Here is a 16,218-nt window from a genome sequence, read left to right as displayed (position 1 = left end):
GAAAGATCGCGGGTAATAGCTAAGAGTTTTCTGATGAAAACTTGCTACGTAAGCATAAGCCTCGCATCATAAGATGATGAAAGGAGTGTAAGTATAGATGATTACTAAAAGCGATAAAAATAAAGCTCGTCTGAAAAGACACCTTCGTGTTCGTAAGAAAATTGAAGGAACAACTCTTCGCCCACGTTTGAACATCTTCCGTTCATCCAAACATATGTATGCTCAATTAATCGATGATACAACTGGTGTAACAATCGTTGCAGCTTCGACTCAAGATAAAGAGCTTAAAAGTGAAATTGGTAACGGTGGTAACGTTGAAGCTGCTCGTAAAGTTGGCGCATTAATCGCAGCACGTGCGAAAGAAAAAGGTTTAGACAAAGTGGTTTTTGACCGCGGTGGATACCTTTATCATGGACGTGTTCAAGCATTGGCTGACGCAGCTCGTGAAGCTGGTCTTGAATTCTAGAAATACATTAATAAGGAGGTAAAAGACTTGCGTGTAGATCCTAATACTTTAGAGCTAACAGAAAAAGTCGTAAATATTAATCGCGTAGCTAAAGTAGTAAAAGGCGGACGTCGTTTCAGCTTCAGCGCACTTGTTGTCGTTGGCGATGGCAATGGCTGGGTTGGTGCAGGAATCGGTAAAGCTTCCGAAGTTCCAGATGCAATCCGTAAAGGTATTGAAGATGCGAAAAAGAACTTGATTCATGTTCCTATCGTAGGCACTTCGATTCCTCACCTTGTTACTGGTAAATTTGGCGCGGGACGCGTTCTATTGAAACCAGCATCCCAAGGTACAGGAGTTATCGCAGGCGGACCAGTTCGTGCAGTACTTGAACTTGCTGGTGTTGGCGATATCTTGACAAAATCCCTAGGTTCATCGAACTCCATGAACATGGTTAACGCTACGCTTGAAGGCTTAAGCCGCTTGAAAAAAGCGGAAGAAGTTGCAAAGCTTCGTGGTAAAACTGTTCAAGAGCTATTAGGTTAGGAGGGGTATACATGGCTAAACAATTACAAGTTACCCTAAAACGCAGCTTGATCGGCCGCCCTGAAACGCAACGCATTACAGTGAAAACTCTTGGTCTTCGTAAGATTAACCAAACTGTTCTTCACCAAGATAATGCTGCAATCAGAGGTATGGTTAACCAAGTAAGCCATTTGGTAGAAGTTAAAGAAATCGAAGCATAGAAATACGAATTTAAGATCTAGAGGAGGTGTGCAACGATGAAGTTACATGAGCTAAGTTCTGCTACTGGCGCTCGTAAATCACCTAAGCGTGTTGGACGTGGAACAAGTAGTGGTATGGGTAAAACATCAACTCGCGGACACAAAGGTCAAAACGCACGTTCCGGTGGAGGCGTTCGTCCTGGATTTGAGGGTGGACAAAACCCATTGTATCGTCGTTTACCTAAGCGTGGATTTACGAACCGTTTCCGTACGGAGTACGCGATCGTTAATCTTGAAGACTTGAACAATTTCGCAGCTGGTACTGAAGTTACTCCAGAAGTTTTAATGGAGACTGGTATTGTTAAAGCTCCTAAAGACGGCATTAAGATTTTAGGAAACGGTGAAATCACAGTAAAATTAACCGTTAAAGCGAATAAGTTCTCTCAATCAGCGATTGAGAAAATCCAAGCTGCCGGCGGTCAAACCGAGGTGATTTAATGTTCAATACCATAGCCAACATCTTCAAAGTAGAAGATTTACGCAGAAGAATTCTCTTCACGCTTATCTTGCTAATCGTCTACCGTTTGGGTGCCTTTATTCCGGTACCAAACATTAATACAGATGTTCTGAAACTTCAAGATCAAGCGAATCAGAGCGATGTCTTTGGTTTGCTTAACACGTTCTCCGGCGGTGCGCTCTTCCAATTCTCCATCTTCGCGATGGGAATTATGCCTTATATCACGGCTTCGATCATTGTTCAGCTTTTGTCCATGGATGTTATCCCGCGCTTTGCGCAGTGGGCAAAAGAAGGAGATGTCGGAAGAAAGAAAATGACGCAGGTGACTCGTTACGGTACGATTGTTCTAGGGTTGATTCAAGCTTTCGGTCTTTCAATTGGCTTTAATCGCTTATACAGTGGTTTGGTCATTGATGCTGGGTTTACAACTTTCGCATTAATCGCTATCGTGTTGACAGCTGGTACAGCTTTCTTGATGTGGCTAGGTGAGCAAATCACGGAATACGGGATTGGTAACGGTATTTCCATTATCATCTTTGCTGGTATCGTTTCAGCGATTCCAACAAGCATTCAACAAATCTACAAATCACTCTTTGCAACCGATGGAGCTCTGTTCCTGAACATTGTGAAACTAATCATTATTGCTTTAGTTGTTATCCTGATTATTGCTGGCGTTATATTCGTACAACAAGGTGTTCGTAAGATACCTGTACAATATGCTAAGCGAGTAGTTGGTCGTAAAATGTATGGTGGGCAAACAACACACATTCCACTTAAAGTGAATGCTGCTGGTGTTATCCCTGTAATCTTCGCATTATCACTTTTGATGTTTCCTCCAACCATTGCAAGCTACTGGAGAGGGAATGTAGTCGCAGAATGGATTATTAACAACTTGAGTATTAACCAAACTGCACCATTAGCGATTGTACTGTATGTACTGCTGATTATCGGTTTCACCTACTTCTACACCTTCGTACAAATTAATCCAGTTCAAATGGCTGATCAGATGAAGAAGAACGGCGGATACATACCAGGTATCAGACCAGGTAAAACAACGTCGACTTATCTGACACGCGTAATGACTAGAATTACTCTTTCTGGAGCTTTGTTCCTTTCAGCAATTTCCATTCTTCCAATGCTATTTGGAGGACTTGCTGGATTGCCTAGTTCGGTTAAAATAGGTGGTACATCTTTGCTTATCGTAGTAGGCGTTGGTCTTGAGACAATGAAGCAAATCGAGAGCCAATTGATTAAGCGTCATTACAAAGGGTTCATCAATAAATAGCTAATAGGTACTGATGGGGCAAGTTTCTGCGACATCGGCACCTATTGTGCTGTTCGTAATGCCGAGTGCGATGGGGAGGTTTTAATTGTGAACGTAATATTTATGGGGCCTCCTGGTGCAGGCAAAGGTACGCAAGCAGAGAAAATCGTTTCTGAGTTTCAAATTCCTCATATTTCAACTGGCGATGCATTTCGCGCAGCAATGAGCCAAGGTACTCCAATGGGTATTGAAGCTAAAGGATATGTAGATAAGGGGCTTCTTGTTCCTGATGAAATTACGAACGGTATTGTGAGAGAGCGTCTTGCCCAACCGGATTGCGATAAAGGATTTTTGCTAGATGGGTTCCCTAGAACGGTAGCTCAAGCTGATGCATTGTCTGAAATCGTTGATTCACTTGGTAAGAAGATTGAGGTCGTAATCAATCTAGCTGTTGATCGCAGTTATCTGTTAGCACGACTAACTGGCCGAAGAATTTGTAAATCCTGTGGTTCTACGTATCATGTAATCTTCAACCCACCTCAGCAAGAAGGCGTATGCGATAAATGTTCCGGTGAGTTGTACCAACGATCTGATGATACGGAAGAGAAAGTCGGAACACGTTTGGATGAATACATTAACAAAACGGCTCCGCTTCTGGATTACTACCAAAAGAGGGAATTATTGCGTGAGGTTAACGGGGAACAAGACATTCATGCGGTAACCGAACAAATTAGCTCACTGCTACGAGGTCTAGCGTAATGATCATTTGTAAGTCCGAGGTTGAACTAGACCTAATGCGAGAAGCTGGTCGTATCGTAGCCGAAACGCACCGCTTATTGGCAAGGGCGATTCGTCCGAACATTACAACGAAAGAACTTGATCAGATCGCAGAGGGATTCATTCGCAGTCAGGGAGCAATTCCATCTTTCAAAGGTTACAATGGTTTTCCTGGGAGCATTTGTGCTTCAGTCAACGAAGAATTAGTTCATGGTATTCCTGGTCCAAGAAAGCTAGTTGAGGGCGACATTATCAGCATTGATATTGGTGCTCAATATAAAGGTTATCATGGAGATTCTGCTTGGACATATCCTGTCGGTGAAATTTCTGAAACAGCTCAGCGCTTGTTGACTGTGACAGAAGAGTCACTCTATCGAGGCATTGCAGAAGCTAAACCGGATGCTAGACTCTACACGTTGTCGCATGCAATCCAAACTTGTATTGAAGACGCAGGCTTCTCCGTGGTTATAGAGTATGTCGGTCATGGTATTGGAACGGATCTTCACGAAGAACCACAAATTCCGAACTATGGTATACCTGACAAAGGTCCTCGACTCAAACCAGGCATGGTCCTAGCCATTGAACCCATGGTGGTTGTTGGCGAAAGATTTGTCCAAACACTCGAAGACGATTGGACTGTAGTCACTTCAGATCGTACCCTATGTGCTCATTTCGAACATACGGTTGCTATTACGGCAGCTGGTTATGAAATACTAACTTTGCCTAGATCGTAGGTGAACTGAGTGGATAGTAAGATTCCTCAAGTGGGTCAAATCGTAAAGGTGCTTCGCGGTAGAGATCCCGGAGAATATGCGGTCGTGATTGGGATTGAAGATCATCGTTTTGTCTGGCTTGCCGACGGCGATCGTCGTAAATTCGATCAACCGAAGAAGAAGAACCTGAATCATCTTCATTTACAAGAAACGATTAGCAGTGAAGTAGCGTCAAGCATTAGGGAAACAGGTCGTGTGACTAATGGGAAATTGCGCTTTGCAATCGCCAAATTTGTTGAACTTATGCAAGTTGAAGCACAAGAGAAAGGAGAATGACTGTGGCCAAAGAAGATGTAATTGAAGTAGAAGGTACAGTGATTGAACCTCTTCCGAATGCAATGTTTAAAGTTGAATTGGAAAATGGTCATAAAATCCTAGCCCATGTTTCAGGAAAGATCAGAATGCATTTTATTCGCATTTTGCCTGGAGATAAGGTTACCGTAGAATTATCGCCTTATGATTTGACGAGAGGCCGTATAACCTACCGTTTCAAATAAATGTTCGGCTTAGAAGTAATACTCTCTCAAGGCGTATGCTTACGAAGCAAGTTTTCTAACGAAAACGCAACATGGTTGCTTACGATAAAAAGGAGGGCTTAAAATGAAAGTAAGACCGTCAGTAAAACCGATTTGTGAAAAATGTAAAGTCATTCGCCGTAAAGGCAATGTAATGGTAATTTGCGAAAATCCTAAGCACAAACAAAAACAAGGTTAAAAGGAGGTGCATTCTGTAGATGGCACGTTTAGCTGGAGTTGACTTACCTCGTGACAAACGAGTTGTAATCGCGTTGACTTACATTTTCGGTATCGGCACTACAACTGCTCAGAAAATCATTGCTTCCACAGGTATCGATGCGAGTACTCGCGTTCGTGACTTGACTGAAGATGAAGTGAGCAAAATCCGTGATGTAATTGACAAAACCCTTAAAGTAGAAGGCGATCTTCGCCGTGAAATTTCCCTAAACATCAAACGTCTAATCGAAATCGGATCCTACCGTGGTCTTCGTCACCGCCGTGGTCTTCCTGTTCGTGGTCAACGTACTAAAACTAATGCTCGTACACGTAAAGGTCCTCGTCGTACAGTAGCTAATAAGAAGAAATAATAAAGGGGGTTAGAGCTAATGGCAAAACCTAAAAAAGTCGTCCGTACGAAACGTCGTGACCGGAAAAATATTGAGAGCGGTGTAGCACACATCCGTTCAACATTTAACAACACGATCGTAACGATCACGGATCCGCATGGTAACGCAATTTCTTGGGCAAGTTCAGGAAACCTTGGATTCAAAGGTTCCCGTAAAAGCACTCCTTTCGCAGCACAAATGGCAGCTGAAAAAGCAGCAAAAGCAGCAATGGAGCACGGCTTGAAAACTGTTGAAGTTATGGTTAAAGGTCCAGGCGCTGGCCGCGAAGCAGCAATCCGCTCTTTGCAAGCAGCAGGTCTTGAAGTAAACCTGATTAAAGACGTGACGCCGGTTCCTCATAATGGCTGCCGTCCTCCAAAACGTCGTCGCGTATAATTCAGGATCACTTTGTAGTATAATTATTCCAAAATCGTGAATAATGGTTTGAAGGATAGGCATACTATGAAATTTTCAACGAAGTATCCAGAGGGAACCGACGTATTGAATGGAGGGTACATTTCATGATCGAAATTGAAAAGCCAAAAATAGAAACTGTAGCATTAAGTGAAGATGGCGCTTATGGTAGATTTATCATTGAACCGTTGGAGCGTGGCTACGGTACAACCTTAGGAAACTCACTACGTCGTATCTTACTGTCCTCCTTACCGGGGGCAGCAGTAACCTCTGTCCAAATCGATGGCGTTTTGCACGAATTTTCAACGATTCCTGGCGTGCTTGAGGATGTTACGGAAATTATCCTCAATCTCAAAGGTTTATCGTTGAAGATTCACTCCGATGAGGAGAAAGTGCTAGAAATTGATGCTGAAGGAGAAGGTAACATTACAGCGGCTGATATCCGCGGTGATAGTGATGTTGAAATCCTTAACCCGGACTTACACATCGCTACCTTGTCTCCAGATGCACGTCTTCATATGAGGATTCATGCGGGCAGAGGGCGCGGTTACGTCCAATCAGACAAAAATAAGCATGAAGAGCAACCAATTGGTGTAATTCCAATTGATTCGATCTACACGCCTATTACTCGGGTAAACTACGCTATTGAGAATACTCGCGTCGGCCAAGTGACTAACTATGATAAGTTGACCCTCGAAGTGTGGACCGATGGAAGTATTCGTCCAGAAGAAGCAGTAAGCTTGGGCGCTAAAATCTTAACTGAACATTTGCTCTTGTTCGTTGGTTTGACGGATGAAGCAAAAGACGCTGAGATCATGGTTGAAAAAGAAGAAGATAAGAAAGAAAAAGTTCTTGAGATGACGATCGAAGAACTAGACCTTTCCGTTCGCTCTTACAACTGTCTCAAACGTGCAGGGATTAATACCGTACAAGAGCTGATTACCAAAACAGAAGAAGACATGATGAAAGTTCGGAACTTAGGACGCAAATCCCTTGAAGAAGTTCAAGAGAAGCTCGAAGAGCTGGGTCTGGGTCTACGTACCGAGGAATAATCTTGTCAGAAGGAGGTTAACTCAATGAACTACAGAAAATTGAACCGCGATTCCAGTAATCGTAAAGCATTATTTCGTGATCTGGTAACGGATCTGTTCATACATGAGCGCATTCAAACAACAGAAGCAAAAGCTAAAGAAATTCGTTCAATCGCTGAGAAGTTAATTACTCTTGCGAAACGCGGAGATCTTCACGCACGCCGTCAGGTTGCTGCTTTTGTTCGTAGAGAAGCTGCTAACGAAAATCAAGATGCGATTCAAAAACTATTCTCTGAATTGGCACCACGTTATTCCGAGCGTCCAGGCGGATACACTCGTATCCTTAAACTGGGACCACGCCGCGGTGACGCAGCACCAATGGTTTACCTAGAGCTAGTAGATCGCGCATAGAAGACGGATGGGAAAGGGTGGACGGAATCACTAGATTCTGGTGAAGCCCTTTTTTTGCAGTCTTGGATCGCGTTCTAGTGTTTTGAGCTGCTTAAGCAACTCAAGCTAGGTAGAAAGGATGACTCATGGAGGAACAAGCCTTGAGAAATCTACGTTTTACCATAAGCTATGATGGTACATCTTACTCTGGCTTTCAGATACAGCCTAGATCTGATACGGTGCAATATCGTTTAGAGCAGGCCGTGTTCTTGCTGACAGGTGAGACAGTGAAAGTCATATCATCAGGTCGGACAGATGCCGGTGTTCATGCCAAGGCGCAAGTTATTAATTTTACAACGAGTTCTAAGATTCCAGTAGAACGTTGGTGTTTAGCTCTAAATGCTAGACTACCCAGGGACATCGTCGCACATACTGCAGAAGAAGTCCTCCCTACATTTCACTCTCGCAAAGCCGCGAAACGTAAAACTTATTGTTATACGATTCGTTCGGCGCGCTTCCCTGATGTCTTTCACCGCAACTTCGAGTATCATCACCCCACGCATTTAAATGTGGAAGCCATGAGAGAGGCGCTCCCTTGTTTGCTAGGTGAGCATGATTTTACTTCGTTTTGCACAGTGAGAACGGATAAGGAAATCAAAGTGAGAACCTTATATGAGGTACGTATGGAGACCGAATCAGATGAGTTGTTGGCAACAGGTAAAGTAGAACGTATCCGGTTAATCATAACGGGAAATGGTTTTCTTTATAACATGGTGAGGATCATCGTAGGAACGTTGATACAGATCGGTGAGGGTAAGAGACCATCTAGCGATATGCAACGTGTTCTCGAGGCCAGAGATCGCTCTCAAGCGGGTCCTACAGCTGAAGCCATGGGATTAACCTTGTGGAAAGTCGACTATTAAAAAGTTATCATTACTACTTGATTATTAAGACGTTATCGTGTAAAATATAACTTGGCGTTTCGTGATCGGCTACCCCACAGCCCCTGATCACAAATGACCATAACTATCCATCGCTTATGAATAATTAACAACTATAACTTATGTATTTCAGATATATTTTTAGGAGGATTAAGCATGCGCACCACATATATGGCTAAGCCAAATGAAGTAGAGCGTAAATGGTACATTGTTGACGCTGCAGGCCAAACACTTGGCCGTCTTGCAAGTGAAGTTGCTAGCATTATCCGCGGTAAGCACAAACCGGAGTTCACTCCACACGTAGATACTGGTGATTTCGTTGTTGTTATCAATGCTTCCCAAATTAAGCTTACTGGTAAGAAAATGCAAAACAAAATGTACTACCGTCACTCTTTGTACCAAGGTGGTTTGAAAGTGACTTCCGCTCAAGACTTGCTTAACAGCAAGCCTGATCGTATGATCGAATTCGCAGTTCATGGTATGCTTCCTAAGAACCGTCTAGGCGACAGCTTGAAAACTAAGCTTAAAGTCTACGGTGGAGCAGAGCATCCGCACCAAGCACAACTACCAGAAGTCTGGAATCTTCGCGGTTAATATAAGGAGGAACGTTTCGTGGCACAAGTTCAATATTATGGAACGGGTCGTCGTAAACATTCGGTAGCGCGTGTTCGCTTAATACCGGGTGAAGGACGCATCATCATCAATAAACGTGATCTAGATGAGTATTTCGGTCTAGAAACATTGAAGCTAATCGTAAAACAACCACTTGCTCTTACTGAAACTATCGGTCAATACGATGTTCTAGTTCTTGCAAATGGCGGCGGAATCAGCGGACAAGCTGGCGCAATTCGTCACGGTATCTCCCGTGCATTGTTGAAAGCTGATCCGGAATACCGTGGATCCTTGAAAAAAGCTGGATTCTTAACACGTGATTCCCGTATGAAAGAGCGTAAAAAATACGGATTGAAAGCAGCACGTCGTGCTCCTCAATTCTCCAAACGTTAAGATATTGTGCCTTTGGCACACAAGAAGAACCTTTTCGGCTTATGGCTGGAGAGGTTTTTCTTTTTTATGTTCATCATGATCCAACTTTATCCCAATAGAATAAGTTAATACCAAAATGATAAAAAGTAATTGACACCTTGTAGAAGTCAGATATAATGAAGTTATAAATCATACAAAATCAGTCGGGATTGTCGACTATTGGAGGAATCGGAAGATGAATCTATTTGAGAAAGAAGCATTTGTAACGAAAGCTGCGGAAGAATTCGAAAATCAATCGCCTGAAGCCATATTGAAATTAGCTGTAGATACATTTCAAAGATTGACACTTGCTTGTAGTTTTGGAGCGGAAGATGTGGTGTTGGTCGACATGCTGCAAAAGATTAACCCAAACGTAGATATCTTCTACTTGGATACGAATGTGCACTTTGATGAGACTTATGAAACGAAAGATCGTCTTGAGAAGCACTATGGTACGAAATTCGTTCAAGTATTGCCTAAGTTAACTCTTGATGAGCAAGCGGAGAAATTTGGGGATGAGCTATGGAAAAGTGACGCGAACCAATGCTGCAACATACGTAAAGTTGATCCACTTACAGATATCCTTAGAAACTATGATGCGTGGATTACTGGTATTCGCCGCGATCAAGCACCTACTCGAGCAAATGCTAAAAAAGTTGAATACGATGTGAAATTTGGTCTAATTAAATTCAACCCACTAGCTGGATGGACTTCAGAAGACGTATGGCAATACATCCGCGACAATGATGTGATATACAACCCGTTGCATGATCGTAACTATCCTAGTATCGGTTGCACGCACTGCACACGCCAAGTCGCCGAAGGTGAAGATCCGCGCGCGGGACGTTGGGCAAGTATTGAGAAAACGGAATGTGGTCTCCATAAGTAAGTTTGTTTCAACACTGCAATGCACAATACAAGGCCTCGTGAAGCGATTCTACATGCGATTGTACTTAGGACTAATTGTTGTTCGAATTTCATCGTATGACGCGATTACACGGGTGTAGGTGGAAGGTTGAAGCGACCCTGAATATCGCGTATAAGTCTGGTATATTTGTCCACCCTGTCCCATATAGATGTTACAGAGTCTATAGGGGAACAGAGGTGGATTTTTTATGCGTAAAAGGAAGAAGAGGTTGGTGGTATGGCTGACCTTTCACAGTAGTCTGAAGCTATTGCTTTCAGCTATGCTGGTTGCCTTGGTTGTCTTTATTTATGCGTACGAGCTCCCTACAACGAAGACCTGGTCGGATTGGACGCTCCCTTTATCGGGTAAGACAATAGCGCTAGACGCCGGTCATGGGGGGCCAGACGGTGGGGCGGAGAGTAAGGGTGGTATCATCGAGAAGGACATCAATTTAGCTATAACCTTGCGGCTACGCGACTACTTACAACAAGCTGGTGCGATTGTGGTTTTAACAAGAGAAACGGATACTGATCTAGCGGATTCGGGTACGAAAGGCTACAGCAAACGTAAGACGCAGGATCTCCACAACCGCGCGGACTTGATTCAGAACAATAATGCCGATATGTTTTTGAGTATTCATTTGAACAGTATTCCATCGGATAAATGGAGAGGCGCACAAACGTTCTATTATTTGAATAATCCTGATAATCCCAATCTAGCGGCACTCATTCAGTCCGAGCTTAAGCGTAATTTAGAAAATACCGATCGTGTTGCTAAGTTGGCGGATAAGACTGTGTATCTGTTAAAAACGTTGAAAATCCCAAGTGCACTTGTTGAGGTAGGCTTTCTTTCAAACCCAGAAGAGGCGAAGTTATTAGCTGATGAGAACTACCAGAAGATACTGGCAGCATCAGTTTATCAAGGAATTTTGAGATATTATGCAGGTGAAAAAGTGGGTTCTGCTTCATAATATGTTATAATAAAAGCCGCGAATACAATGTCCCAATAAAGGTGTGATGTGGCTATGGTACATAAAGATCAAATTCTAGAAGCGTTGAGCAAGCTAATAGATCCCCAGTTTAATAAAAGTGTAGTGGAATTAAATTTGATTCGTGATGTAATGGTGAAAGAAGATGCGGTATCCTTAAGTTTGCTCGTAGTAACCGAGGATGAAGGATATAAGGAGCAAGCCAGAGCATTTATTCAACAATCTTTAGCAAATATAGGAGTACCTCAAGTTCATATCCGGTTTAGATTGATGACGGACCATGAGCGGAGTCGTTTGGAAGGAACTTCACATCAGGCGGATACAAACCAGCAGAAGCCTGTTCAACCTCCGATTCAGCAGCCGATTCTTGGACAATCTTCTACGGTGGAGTTCATCGCTGTTGCGAGTGGCAAAGGTGGCGTTGGTAAATCAACAGTCACAGTTAATCTAGCAGTCGCACTGGCTCGTAAAGGGAAAAAGGTAGGGATCATCGATGCGGATATTTATGGATTTAGTATTCCGGATATGATGGGGATTGAAGAACAGCCGCAGTTGGTAGAAAACGTGATTATTCCTGTTGAGAAATTTGGAGTAAAAGTGATATCGATGGGGTTCTTTGTCCAAGACAATGCACCTGTTGTATGGCGTGGGCCGATGTTAGGTAAAATGCTACGCAACTTCTTCAATGAAGTAAATTGGGGAGATGTGGAGTACATCCTCCTAGACCTTCCTCCGGGTACTGGCGATGTTGCACTTGATGTGCATCAGCTCATACCGCAAAGCAAAGAGATCATTGTTACGACACCACATGCTACAGCAGCTTTTGTAGCTGCTAGAGCCGGTGCTATGGCCATTCAAACGAATCATGAAATTTTGGGTATCGTTGAGAACATGTCTTACTATGAAAGTAAGGATGGCAGCATTGAGCATGTTTTTGGTAAAGGTGGAGGTGCTAAACTTGCTGAAGATCTACACAGTGAGCTATTAGCGCAAATTCCATTAGGAGCGCCTGATAATCATATATCTGAAATAGATTACTCGCCGTCCGTATATAAGGCAGAATCCAAAGCGGGTCAAATCTATTTGGAAATAGCGGATCGGATAATTACGAAGCTGGATAAATAGTGCGAAAAAAGGAAGAGGAAGCAGAAGGAATCTGCCAACTCTTCCTTTTTCGTTTATGAATCAGAACCTCCATCTTTCTTCTCTTCACCTTGTTTATCGGAGTCCCCTGAGGAATCATCCTTCTGTTTTTCATCCCCGCCGTCTTGTTTTTTATCTCCTTCTTTGGCTTTATCATCACTTTTTTCTGTGCTCTTTGCGGAAGGCATTTGATCAGGCTTGCTTTGTTGGGCGATAGCAGACTTAAGTAATTCAACCATTTGCGCCCTGAAAAGAGGGCTTTGGATGGATTCCTCCATGACTGTCATCATTTGCTGGCGGTATGGTGCTGTTTTCATAACATCAAGGACCATTTTCTCATAATCTGGGTTTTTCATAACATCAATCAGTGATTTTTGGTAGGTAGGGTCCTTGAGCAGTTCCTTGAACATCTGTTTGGTTTCTTTTTGGATTGCCGTGGCAAAGTCACCTGCGAACTTAGGGTCCTTCATCATATCGGTCAAAAACATATTATTTTCCTTAGCGGTCAGTACATCCTTGACAGCCATTTGAAGCTGCAGGGACTCATTCGCAGATAGTAGTTTAATTTGTGATTGGCCAGCAACGCTGTTAGCACCTACATCTCCATTCATGATACTTCGATTTGCAGCACTTATTGCTTTTTTACCATCATCTGACTTCAGAATATCAAGGATCATTGTCTTTTGTTCTTTGTACGTGTTGGCTTGAGATTGGCCTTGAGATGAGTTATCTGTACCACAAGAGGCGAGAAGAAAAGCCAATGATATAGCCGGTAGGACCTGAAGCTTTCTAAGTCTTGTCTTTAACATAACTACATGCTCCCTTCCCTGAACTTTAATGGTCTTAGTATGTGTGGTTAGGGTCAGAATATAAGGGGACATTATTGGCTTTTTAACGTAAAGATTGGTACAATTAACAATTAGAGTTGATGTGTGGAGGGAATAAAACGTGACTTTACGTAAATGGTTTCACTTATTTTGGACAACATTAGTATTAGGGATTGTAGTATCCACTGGGGTTGGACTTATCCTTCAATTTTCAGACAAAGAATTCTCTGTAATGGGCTTATCGGCGGTCGGATTTAATTTGATTAATATGATTCTTGGTGGAGCTACGATAAGTGTATTGAGTCAAATGGGCTTCTTCGCATATTTAATAGTTAGGTTCATTGCTGTTGGTATTATACGATCTAAAACAGTATGGGACTTGTTGCAGCTTGCCGTTGTTATTGTTGTTTTATTCGACCTTGTCTACTTGAGGAAAACGAATTTCAACAGTTCAGAATCGCTGCTTGGATATTTTATCTTGCCTGTGTGCGTATTAGTGATTTCTTTAGCAGTAAGTTATTGGAAGGTAAAAATGACGAATCGGAATGCATTCATTCCTACTTTATTTTTCATGACGGCAGTTACTGTGCTTGAGGCTGTACCAGCATTGAAATTGGATAACACGGCATCAAGTCTATTTATGTTGGCACCATTGTTCGTCTGTAATGCATGGCAGATTCTTACCCTACATAAAATATTGGATAACAAAAAGAGCTAATTTGATTAGCTCTTTTTTTAAAATTTATTCATAAATACTAATGGATTTGTTTCATGGCTTGATCCTCAACAGGGGTTGTCTCCACCTGGGTTTGCTTAATGAGCTCACTAACACTTACGAACTGATATCCTTTTTCTCTTAGTTGTTGAATGATGGCGGGCAAAGCCTCATGTGTTTGTTGGGAGGAGTCGCTCGCATGTAGAAGAACGATATCGCCAGGATGTGCCTTGCTCACTACACGGTTTACAAGGGTGTCGACGCCTTTATTCAGCCAATCCTGAGAGTCTGTATCCCATTGTATGACGGAATAGCCGAGATCATCAGCAATGCGCAACACACGCTTGTCGAAGTCGCCATTAGGTAGGCGAATGAGGTTAGGCTCCTTACCAATTAATTCTGTTAAAATGCCATGTGCAGTAGTAATTTCGTTTCGAATTTCCTCGTCACTTAGATCGCTGTAGTTGTCAAATTTGTTTCCGTGACTACCAATCTCGAATCCGTAGCTTTTGATGTGCGAGACAATGTCGGGATGGCTCTTACTCCAGGGCGAGGATAAGAAGAATGTTGCATCCTTAACACCATTGTCCTTTAGGATTTTCAAGATCGGTTCAGCTCGAGTATCCCCCCAAGAAATATCAAAGGTAAGGGCGATAACTTTCTTTTCGGTCTGCACGCTGTAGATAGCCGATGGCTCGGAGTTCATAAAGACGGATACATTACTTTGTTCGGAATATACAATGGCCGCGGAGAAGATGATGGCAAGAGCAATGAATAAATATTGTTTAAATTTGCGTGCGTTGATTACAAAAAAGTAGTTCATAAACAGCTTGTACCTCCTTTATGTCAAGCCATAGATAGCTTGTATAACCTTTAGTAAATAATGTATGCTCGTACACATGGTACTTATGCTTCCGAAATTGGAGGAATTACAAAATGAATTTTCCAGCATTGCTTAGACATTTTAAAGAAATGAAGCATTACTTTATTGTGGTTGTTCTTGTTTTTGGATTTAGTTTGTATATGGGTTGGGCAAATTCCGACCAATTTACGCATTTCTTGGAAAAGCAATTAGAGGGACTCCAGCCTATGATTAAATCGATAAGTACCAAAGAAAACCCGCAGGTTTGGCTGTTCATTTTTATCTTTTTAAATAACGCGATTAAGTCGGTGCTTATTGTTTTCTGTGGGGTTTTCCTAGGTGTATTACCGCTCTTTATGCTAATCGCTAATGGAATGATTCTAGGTTATGTTCTTTCTTTGCAGACGCATGAAAGTACATTGTCCATCGTTCTTAAAGGGATATTGCCGCATGGTATCATTGAGATCCCTGTTATATTGCTTGCGTGCGCATATGGCTTGAAGATAGGGATGTTGGTTTGGAAAATGGGTGTACAGCTACTCGTGCCTGCTGAGAAAAGAAGTGCTCGAATTGAATTGATTAGAATTTTTCAATTAACCAAACCGCTCAGTATGGGAATCGTTATACTTCTTTTGATTGCGGCTATAATTGAGAGCACACTTACCTACTGGTTGGTGCATTTGTAAAATATTTTCAATCTCTCGTCATAAAATTGGCAAAATCTGAGCATAACAATAAGGCGTAAAAGAAGAGGGGCATAATTGGCTCAACTCTCCACGTCTAACTAAATTTGTTAGTGCCATGAATCTCTACAGTCGAGAGGGGTTTGGATGGATGTATGCTCGGATTTTTGTTCAATGAGAGAGAATGCAGAGAATTAGATTATGTACTGCGTAAAGAATTAGACGAAATGCTATTCGATCTCAATGATAAGAGAATTGATCAAGAGATAAAGGGAGCTATAGAATCCAGATACAAGGTCATCTTCAGGATGTATGCTCGCTTAGCGACACCAAAGGAAATATCAAAGTACGCCAGAAACCGTAATTACCAAGCTCAGAAAAAATAGGGGGTAAGTGCTTGACTTACCCTCTCCACCTGTGTTATTTTATAACTCGTCACTTCGTAACAAAAGCGAGTGAGTCTTATTACAGAAGAGGTTACATATAACTTTCAAAAAAAACTTGCAATCTCTGGTGTGACTGTGATATATTTAAAAAGTCGCCGCTAAACGGATGGCGATGTAATGTGGAAGAAATTGATCTTTGAAAACTGAACAACGAGTGAGTAAGCACAGTCGAGCAATCGACTATAAAAGAGATTGCAAAATCTCGCTAGCTTCAAATGAGCAATTAA

At 42.3% G+C, this 16,218-nt stretch carries 25 protein-coding genes; 23 read left to right on the top strand and 2 right to left on the bottom strand.

Features of this window, described 5'->3' with window-relative positions; all coding sequences use genetic code 11:
• Positions 1–97 precede the first annotated feature (97 nt).
• The 20 genes from rplR (at position 98) to ASL11_RS19160 (ending at position 12,440) form a co-directional block, all read left to right on the top strand.
• Positions 98–466 (top strand): 50S ribosomal protein L18, encoded by a 369-nt coding sequence (gene rplR / locus ASL11_RS19255; protein ID WP_056618280.1) that lies wholly within the window; start codon positions 98–100, stop codon positions 464–466.
• 27 nt (positions 467–493) lie between these two features.
• Complete coding sequence (gene rpsE, locus ASL11_RS19250; protein ID WP_056618277.1) at positions 494–991, top strand: 30S ribosomal protein S5; 498 nt, start codon at positions 494–496, stop codon at positions 989–991.
• Between the two features lie 11 nt (positions 992–1,002).
• Complete coding sequence (gene rpmD / locus ASL11_RS19245) at positions 1,003–1,191, top strand: 50S ribosomal protein L30 (protein WP_056618272.1); 189 nt, start codon at positions 1,003–1,005, stop codon at positions 1,189–1,191.
• A 36-nt stretch (positions 1,192–1,227) separates the two neighbouring features.
• On the top strand, positions 1,228–1,668 hold the full coding sequence (gene rplO, locus ASL11_RS19240; RefSeq protein WP_056618269.1) for a 50S ribosomal protein L15: 441 nt from the start codon (positions 1,228–1,230) through the stop codon (positions 1,666–1,668).
• Positions 1,668–2,972 (top strand): preprotein translocase subunit SecY, encoded by a 1,305-nt coding sequence (gene secY / locus ASL11_RS19235; protein WP_056618266.1) that lies wholly within the window; start codon positions 1,668–1,670, stop codon positions 2,970–2,972. The genes rplO and secY overlap by 1 nt, the downstream gene beginning before the upstream one ends.
• 87 nt (positions 2,973–3,059) lie before the next feature.
• Positions 3,060–3,710 (top strand): adenylate kinase, encoded by a 651-nt coding sequence (locus ASL11_RS19230; RefSeq protein WP_056618263.1) that lies wholly within the window; start codon positions 3,060–3,062, stop codon positions 3,708–3,710.
• Positions 3,710–4,462: a type I methionyl aminopeptidase gene (gene map / locus ASL11_RS19225; protein WP_056618260.1), complete on the top strand. Its 753-nt coding sequence runs from the start codon at positions 3,710–3,712 to the stop codon at positions 4,460–4,462. The genes ASL11_RS19230 and map overlap by 1 nt, the downstream gene beginning before the upstream one ends.
• A 9-nt stretch (positions 4,463–4,471) precedes the next feature.
• Positions 4,472–4,777, top strand: a complete 306-nt coding sequence (locus ASL11_RS19220) for a KOW domain-containing RNA-binding protein (RefSeq protein WP_056618257.1) — start codon at positions 4,472–4,474, stop codon at positions 4,775–4,777.
• A gap of 2 nt (positions 4,778–4,779) precedes the next feature.
• Positions 4,780–4,998 carry a translation initiation factor IF-1 gene (infA, locus tag ASL11_RS19215; RefSeq protein WP_009676800.1) on the top strand — a complete coding sequence of 73 codons (219 nt, stop codon included), beginning with the start codon at positions 4,780–4,782 and terminating at the stop codon, positions 4,996–4,998.
• Positions 4,999–5,101: 103 nt separating this feature from the next.
• Entirely contained in the window at positions 5,102–5,215 is a 114-nt protein-coding gene (gene rpmJ, locus ASL11_RS19210) for a 50S ribosomal protein L36 (protein WP_003333770.1), read from the top strand.
• 19 nt (positions 5,216–5,234) lie between these two features.
• The gene (gene rpsM, locus ASL11_RS19205; RefSeq protein ID WP_028557471.1) at positions 5,235–5,603 is read left to right on the top strand and encodes a 30S ribosomal protein S13; all 369 of its coding nucleotides are present in this window, start codon (positions 5,235–5,237) and stop codon (positions 5,601–5,603) included.
• A gap of 18 nt (positions 5,604–5,621) precedes the next feature.
• On the top strand, positions 5,622–6,017 hold the full coding sequence (gene rpsK, locus ASL11_RS19200) for a 30S ribosomal protein S11 (protein ID WP_028557470.1): 396 nt from the start codon (positions 5,622–5,624) through the stop codon (positions 6,015–6,017).
• Between the two features lie 125 nt (positions 6,018–6,142).
• Positions 6,143–7,087, top strand: coding sequence for a DNA-directed RNA polymerase subunit alpha (locus ASL11_RS19195; protein WP_056618255.1), 945 nt, complete (start codon positions 6,143–6,145; stop codon positions 7,085–7,087).
• A 24-nt stretch (positions 7,088–7,111) separates the two neighbouring features.
• The gene (gene rplQ, locus ASL11_RS19190) at positions 7,112–7,477 is read left to right on the top strand and encodes a 50S ribosomal protein L17 (protein WP_056618253.1); all 366 of its coding nucleotides are present in this window, start codon (positions 7,112–7,114) and stop codon (positions 7,475–7,477) included.
• 140 nt (positions 7,478–7,617) lie between these two features.
• Entirely contained in the window at positions 7,618–8,379 is a 762-nt protein-coding gene (truA, locus tag ASL11_RS19185; RefSeq protein WP_056618374.1) for a tRNA pseudouridine(38-40) synthase TruA, read from the top strand.
• A 174-nt stretch (positions 8,380–8,553) separates the two neighbouring features.
• Positions 8,554–8,991 carry a 50S ribosomal protein L13 gene (rplM, locus tag ASL11_RS19180; RefSeq protein ID WP_029196440.1) on the top strand — a complete coding sequence of 146 codons (438 nt, stop codon included), beginning with the start codon at positions 8,554–8,556 and terminating at the stop codon, positions 8,989–8,991.
• Positions 8,992–9,009: 18 nt separating this feature from the next.
• Positions 9,010–9,402, top strand: coding sequence for a 30S ribosomal protein S9 (gene rpsI / locus ASL11_RS19175; RefSeq protein ID WP_028557465.1), 393 nt, complete (start codon positions 9,010–9,012; stop codon positions 9,400–9,402).
• Between the two features lie 214 nt (positions 9,403–9,616).
• Positions 9,617–10,309 carry a phosphoadenylyl-sulfate reductase gene (locus tag ASL11_RS19170; protein ID WP_056618250.1) on the top strand — a complete coding sequence of 231 codons (693 nt, stop codon included), beginning with the start codon at positions 9,617–9,619 and terminating at the stop codon, positions 10,307–10,309.
• A 226-nt stretch (positions 10,310–10,535) separates the two neighbouring features.
• Positions 10,536–11,297, top strand: a complete 762-nt coding sequence (gene cwlD, locus ASL11_RS19165) for an N-acetylmuramoyl-L-alanine amidase CwlD (RefSeq protein WP_056618248.1) — start codon at positions 10,536–10,538, stop codon at positions 11,295–11,297.
• A 54-nt stretch (positions 11,298–11,351) separates the two neighbouring features.
• Positions 11,352–12,440, top strand: a complete 1,089-nt coding sequence (locus ASL11_RS19160; protein ID WP_056618242.1) for an Mrp/NBP35 family ATP-binding protein — start codon at positions 11,352–11,354, stop codon at positions 12,438–12,440.
• Positions 12,441–12,493: 53 nt separating this feature from the next.
• Here ASL11_RS19160 and gerD read toward each other — a convergent pair whose 3' ends face one another.
• Positions 12,494–13,267 carry a spore germination lipoprotein GerD gene (gene gerD, locus ASL11_RS19155; RefSeq protein ID WP_056618239.1) on the bottom strand — a complete coding sequence of 258 codons (774 nt, stop codon included), beginning with the start codon at positions 13,265–13,267 and terminating at the stop codon, positions 12,494–12,496.
• A 139-nt stretch (positions 13,268–13,406) separates the two neighbouring features.
• On the opposite strand from gerD, the gene ASL11_RS19150 reads away from it, so the two are divergent.
• Positions 13,407–14,003, top strand: a complete 597-nt coding sequence (locus ASL11_RS19150; RefSeq protein ID WP_056618234.1) for a KinB-signaling pathway activation protein — start codon at positions 13,407–13,409, stop codon at positions 14,001–14,003.
• Between the two features lie 37 nt (positions 14,004–14,040).
• Here the strand turns inward: ASL11_RS19150 and pdaB are convergent, their stop codons facing one another.
• Positions 14,041–14,823, bottom strand: coding sequence for a polysaccharide deacetylase family sporulation protein PdaB (gene pdaB / locus ASL11_RS19145; RefSeq protein ID WP_056618230.1), 783 nt, complete (start codon positions 14,821–14,823; stop codon positions 14,041–14,043).
• A 113-nt stretch (positions 14,824–14,936) separates the two neighbouring features.
• Between pdaB and ASL11_RS19140 the strand changes: the two genes are divergently transcribed.
• Entirely contained in the window at positions 14,937–15,548 is a 612-nt protein-coding gene (locus ASL11_RS19140) for a stage II sporulation protein M (RefSeq protein WP_056618226.1), read from the top strand.
• Positions 15,549–15,700: 152 nt separating this feature from the next.
• A complete protein-coding gene (locus ASL11_RS37520; protein WP_056618222.1) occupies positions 15,701–15,931 on the top strand; it encodes a hypothetical protein in 231 nt (76 codons plus the stop codon).
• Positions 15,932–16,218: the final 287 nt, after the last annotated feature.

The sequence above is a fragment of the Paenibacillus sp. Soil750 genome (assembly GCF_001428045.1).
In the GTDB taxonomy this organism is placed as follows: Bacteria; Bacillota; Bacilli; order Paenibacillales; family NBRC-103111; genus Paenibacillus_E; species Paenibacillus_E allorhizoplanae.
Note: the sequence above shows the minus strand (reverse complement) of the source record. Positions and strands in the feature narration are given on the sequence as shown.

Coding starts and splice junctions, on each gene's coding strand:
- rplR (WP_056618280.1), top strand. CDS start 98: ATGATTACTAAAAGCGATAAAAATAAAGCTCGTCTGAAAAGACACCTT.
- rpmD (WP_056618272.1), top strand. CDS start 1,003: ATGGCTAAACAATTACAAGTTACCCTAAAACGCAGCTTGATCGGCCGC.
- rplO (WP_056618269.1), top strand. CDS start 1,228: ATGAAGTTACATGAGCTAAGTTCTGCTACTGGCGCTCGTAAATCACCT.
- secY (WP_056618266.1), top strand. CDS start 1,668: ATGTTCAATACCATAGCCAACATCTTCAAAGTAGAAGATTTACGCAGA.
- map (WP_056618260.1), top strand. CDS start 3,710: ATGATCATTTGTAAGTCCGAGGTTGAACTAGACCTAATGCGAGAAGCT.
- rpmJ (WP_003333770.1), top strand. CDS start 5,102: ATGAAAGTAAGACCGTCAGTAAAACCGATTTGTGAAAAATGTAAAGTC.
- rpsM (WP_028557471.1), top strand. CDS start 5,235: ATGGCACGTTTAGCTGGAGTTGACTTACCTCGTGACAAACGAGTTGTA.
- rpsK (WP_028557470.1), top strand. CDS start 5,622: ATGGCAAAACCTAAAAAAGTCGTCCGTACGAAACGTCGTGACCGGAAA.
- ASL11_RS19195 (WP_056618255.1), top strand. CDS start 6,143: ATGATCGAAATTGAAAAGCCAAAAATAGAAACTGTAGCATTAAGTGAA.
- rplQ (WP_056618253.1), top strand. CDS start 7,112: ATGAACTACAGAAAATTGAACCGCGATTCCAGTAATCGTAAAGCATTA.
- rplM (WP_029196440.1), top strand. CDS start 8,554: ATGCGCACCACATATATGGCTAAGCCAAATGAAGTAGAGCGTAAATGG.
- ASL11_RS19170 (WP_056618250.1), top strand. CDS start 9,617: ATGAATCTATTTGAGAAAGAAGCATTTGTAACGAAAGCTGCGGAAGAA.
- cwlD (WP_056618248.1), top strand. CDS start 10,536: ATGCGTAAAAGGAAGAAGAGGTTGGTGGTATGGCTGACCTTTCACAGT.
- ASL11_RS19160 (WP_056618242.1), top strand. CDS start 11,352: ATGGTACATAAAGATCAAATTCTAGAAGCGTTGAGCAAGCTAATAGAT.
- gerD (WP_056618239.1), bottom strand. CDS start 13,267: ATGTTAAAGACAAGACTTAGAAAGCTTCAGGTCCTACCGGCTATATCA.
- pdaB (WP_056618230.1), bottom strand. CDS start 14,823: ATGAACTACTTTTTTGTAATCAACGCACGCAAATTTAAACAATATTTA.
- ASL11_RS19140 (WP_056618226.1), top strand. CDS start 14,937: ATGAATTTTCCAGCATTGCTTAGACATTTTAAAGAAATGAAGCATTAC.
- ASL11_RS37520 (WP_056618222.1), top strand. CDS start 15,701: ATGCTCGGATTTTTGTTCAATGAGAGAGAATGCAGAGAATTAGATTAT.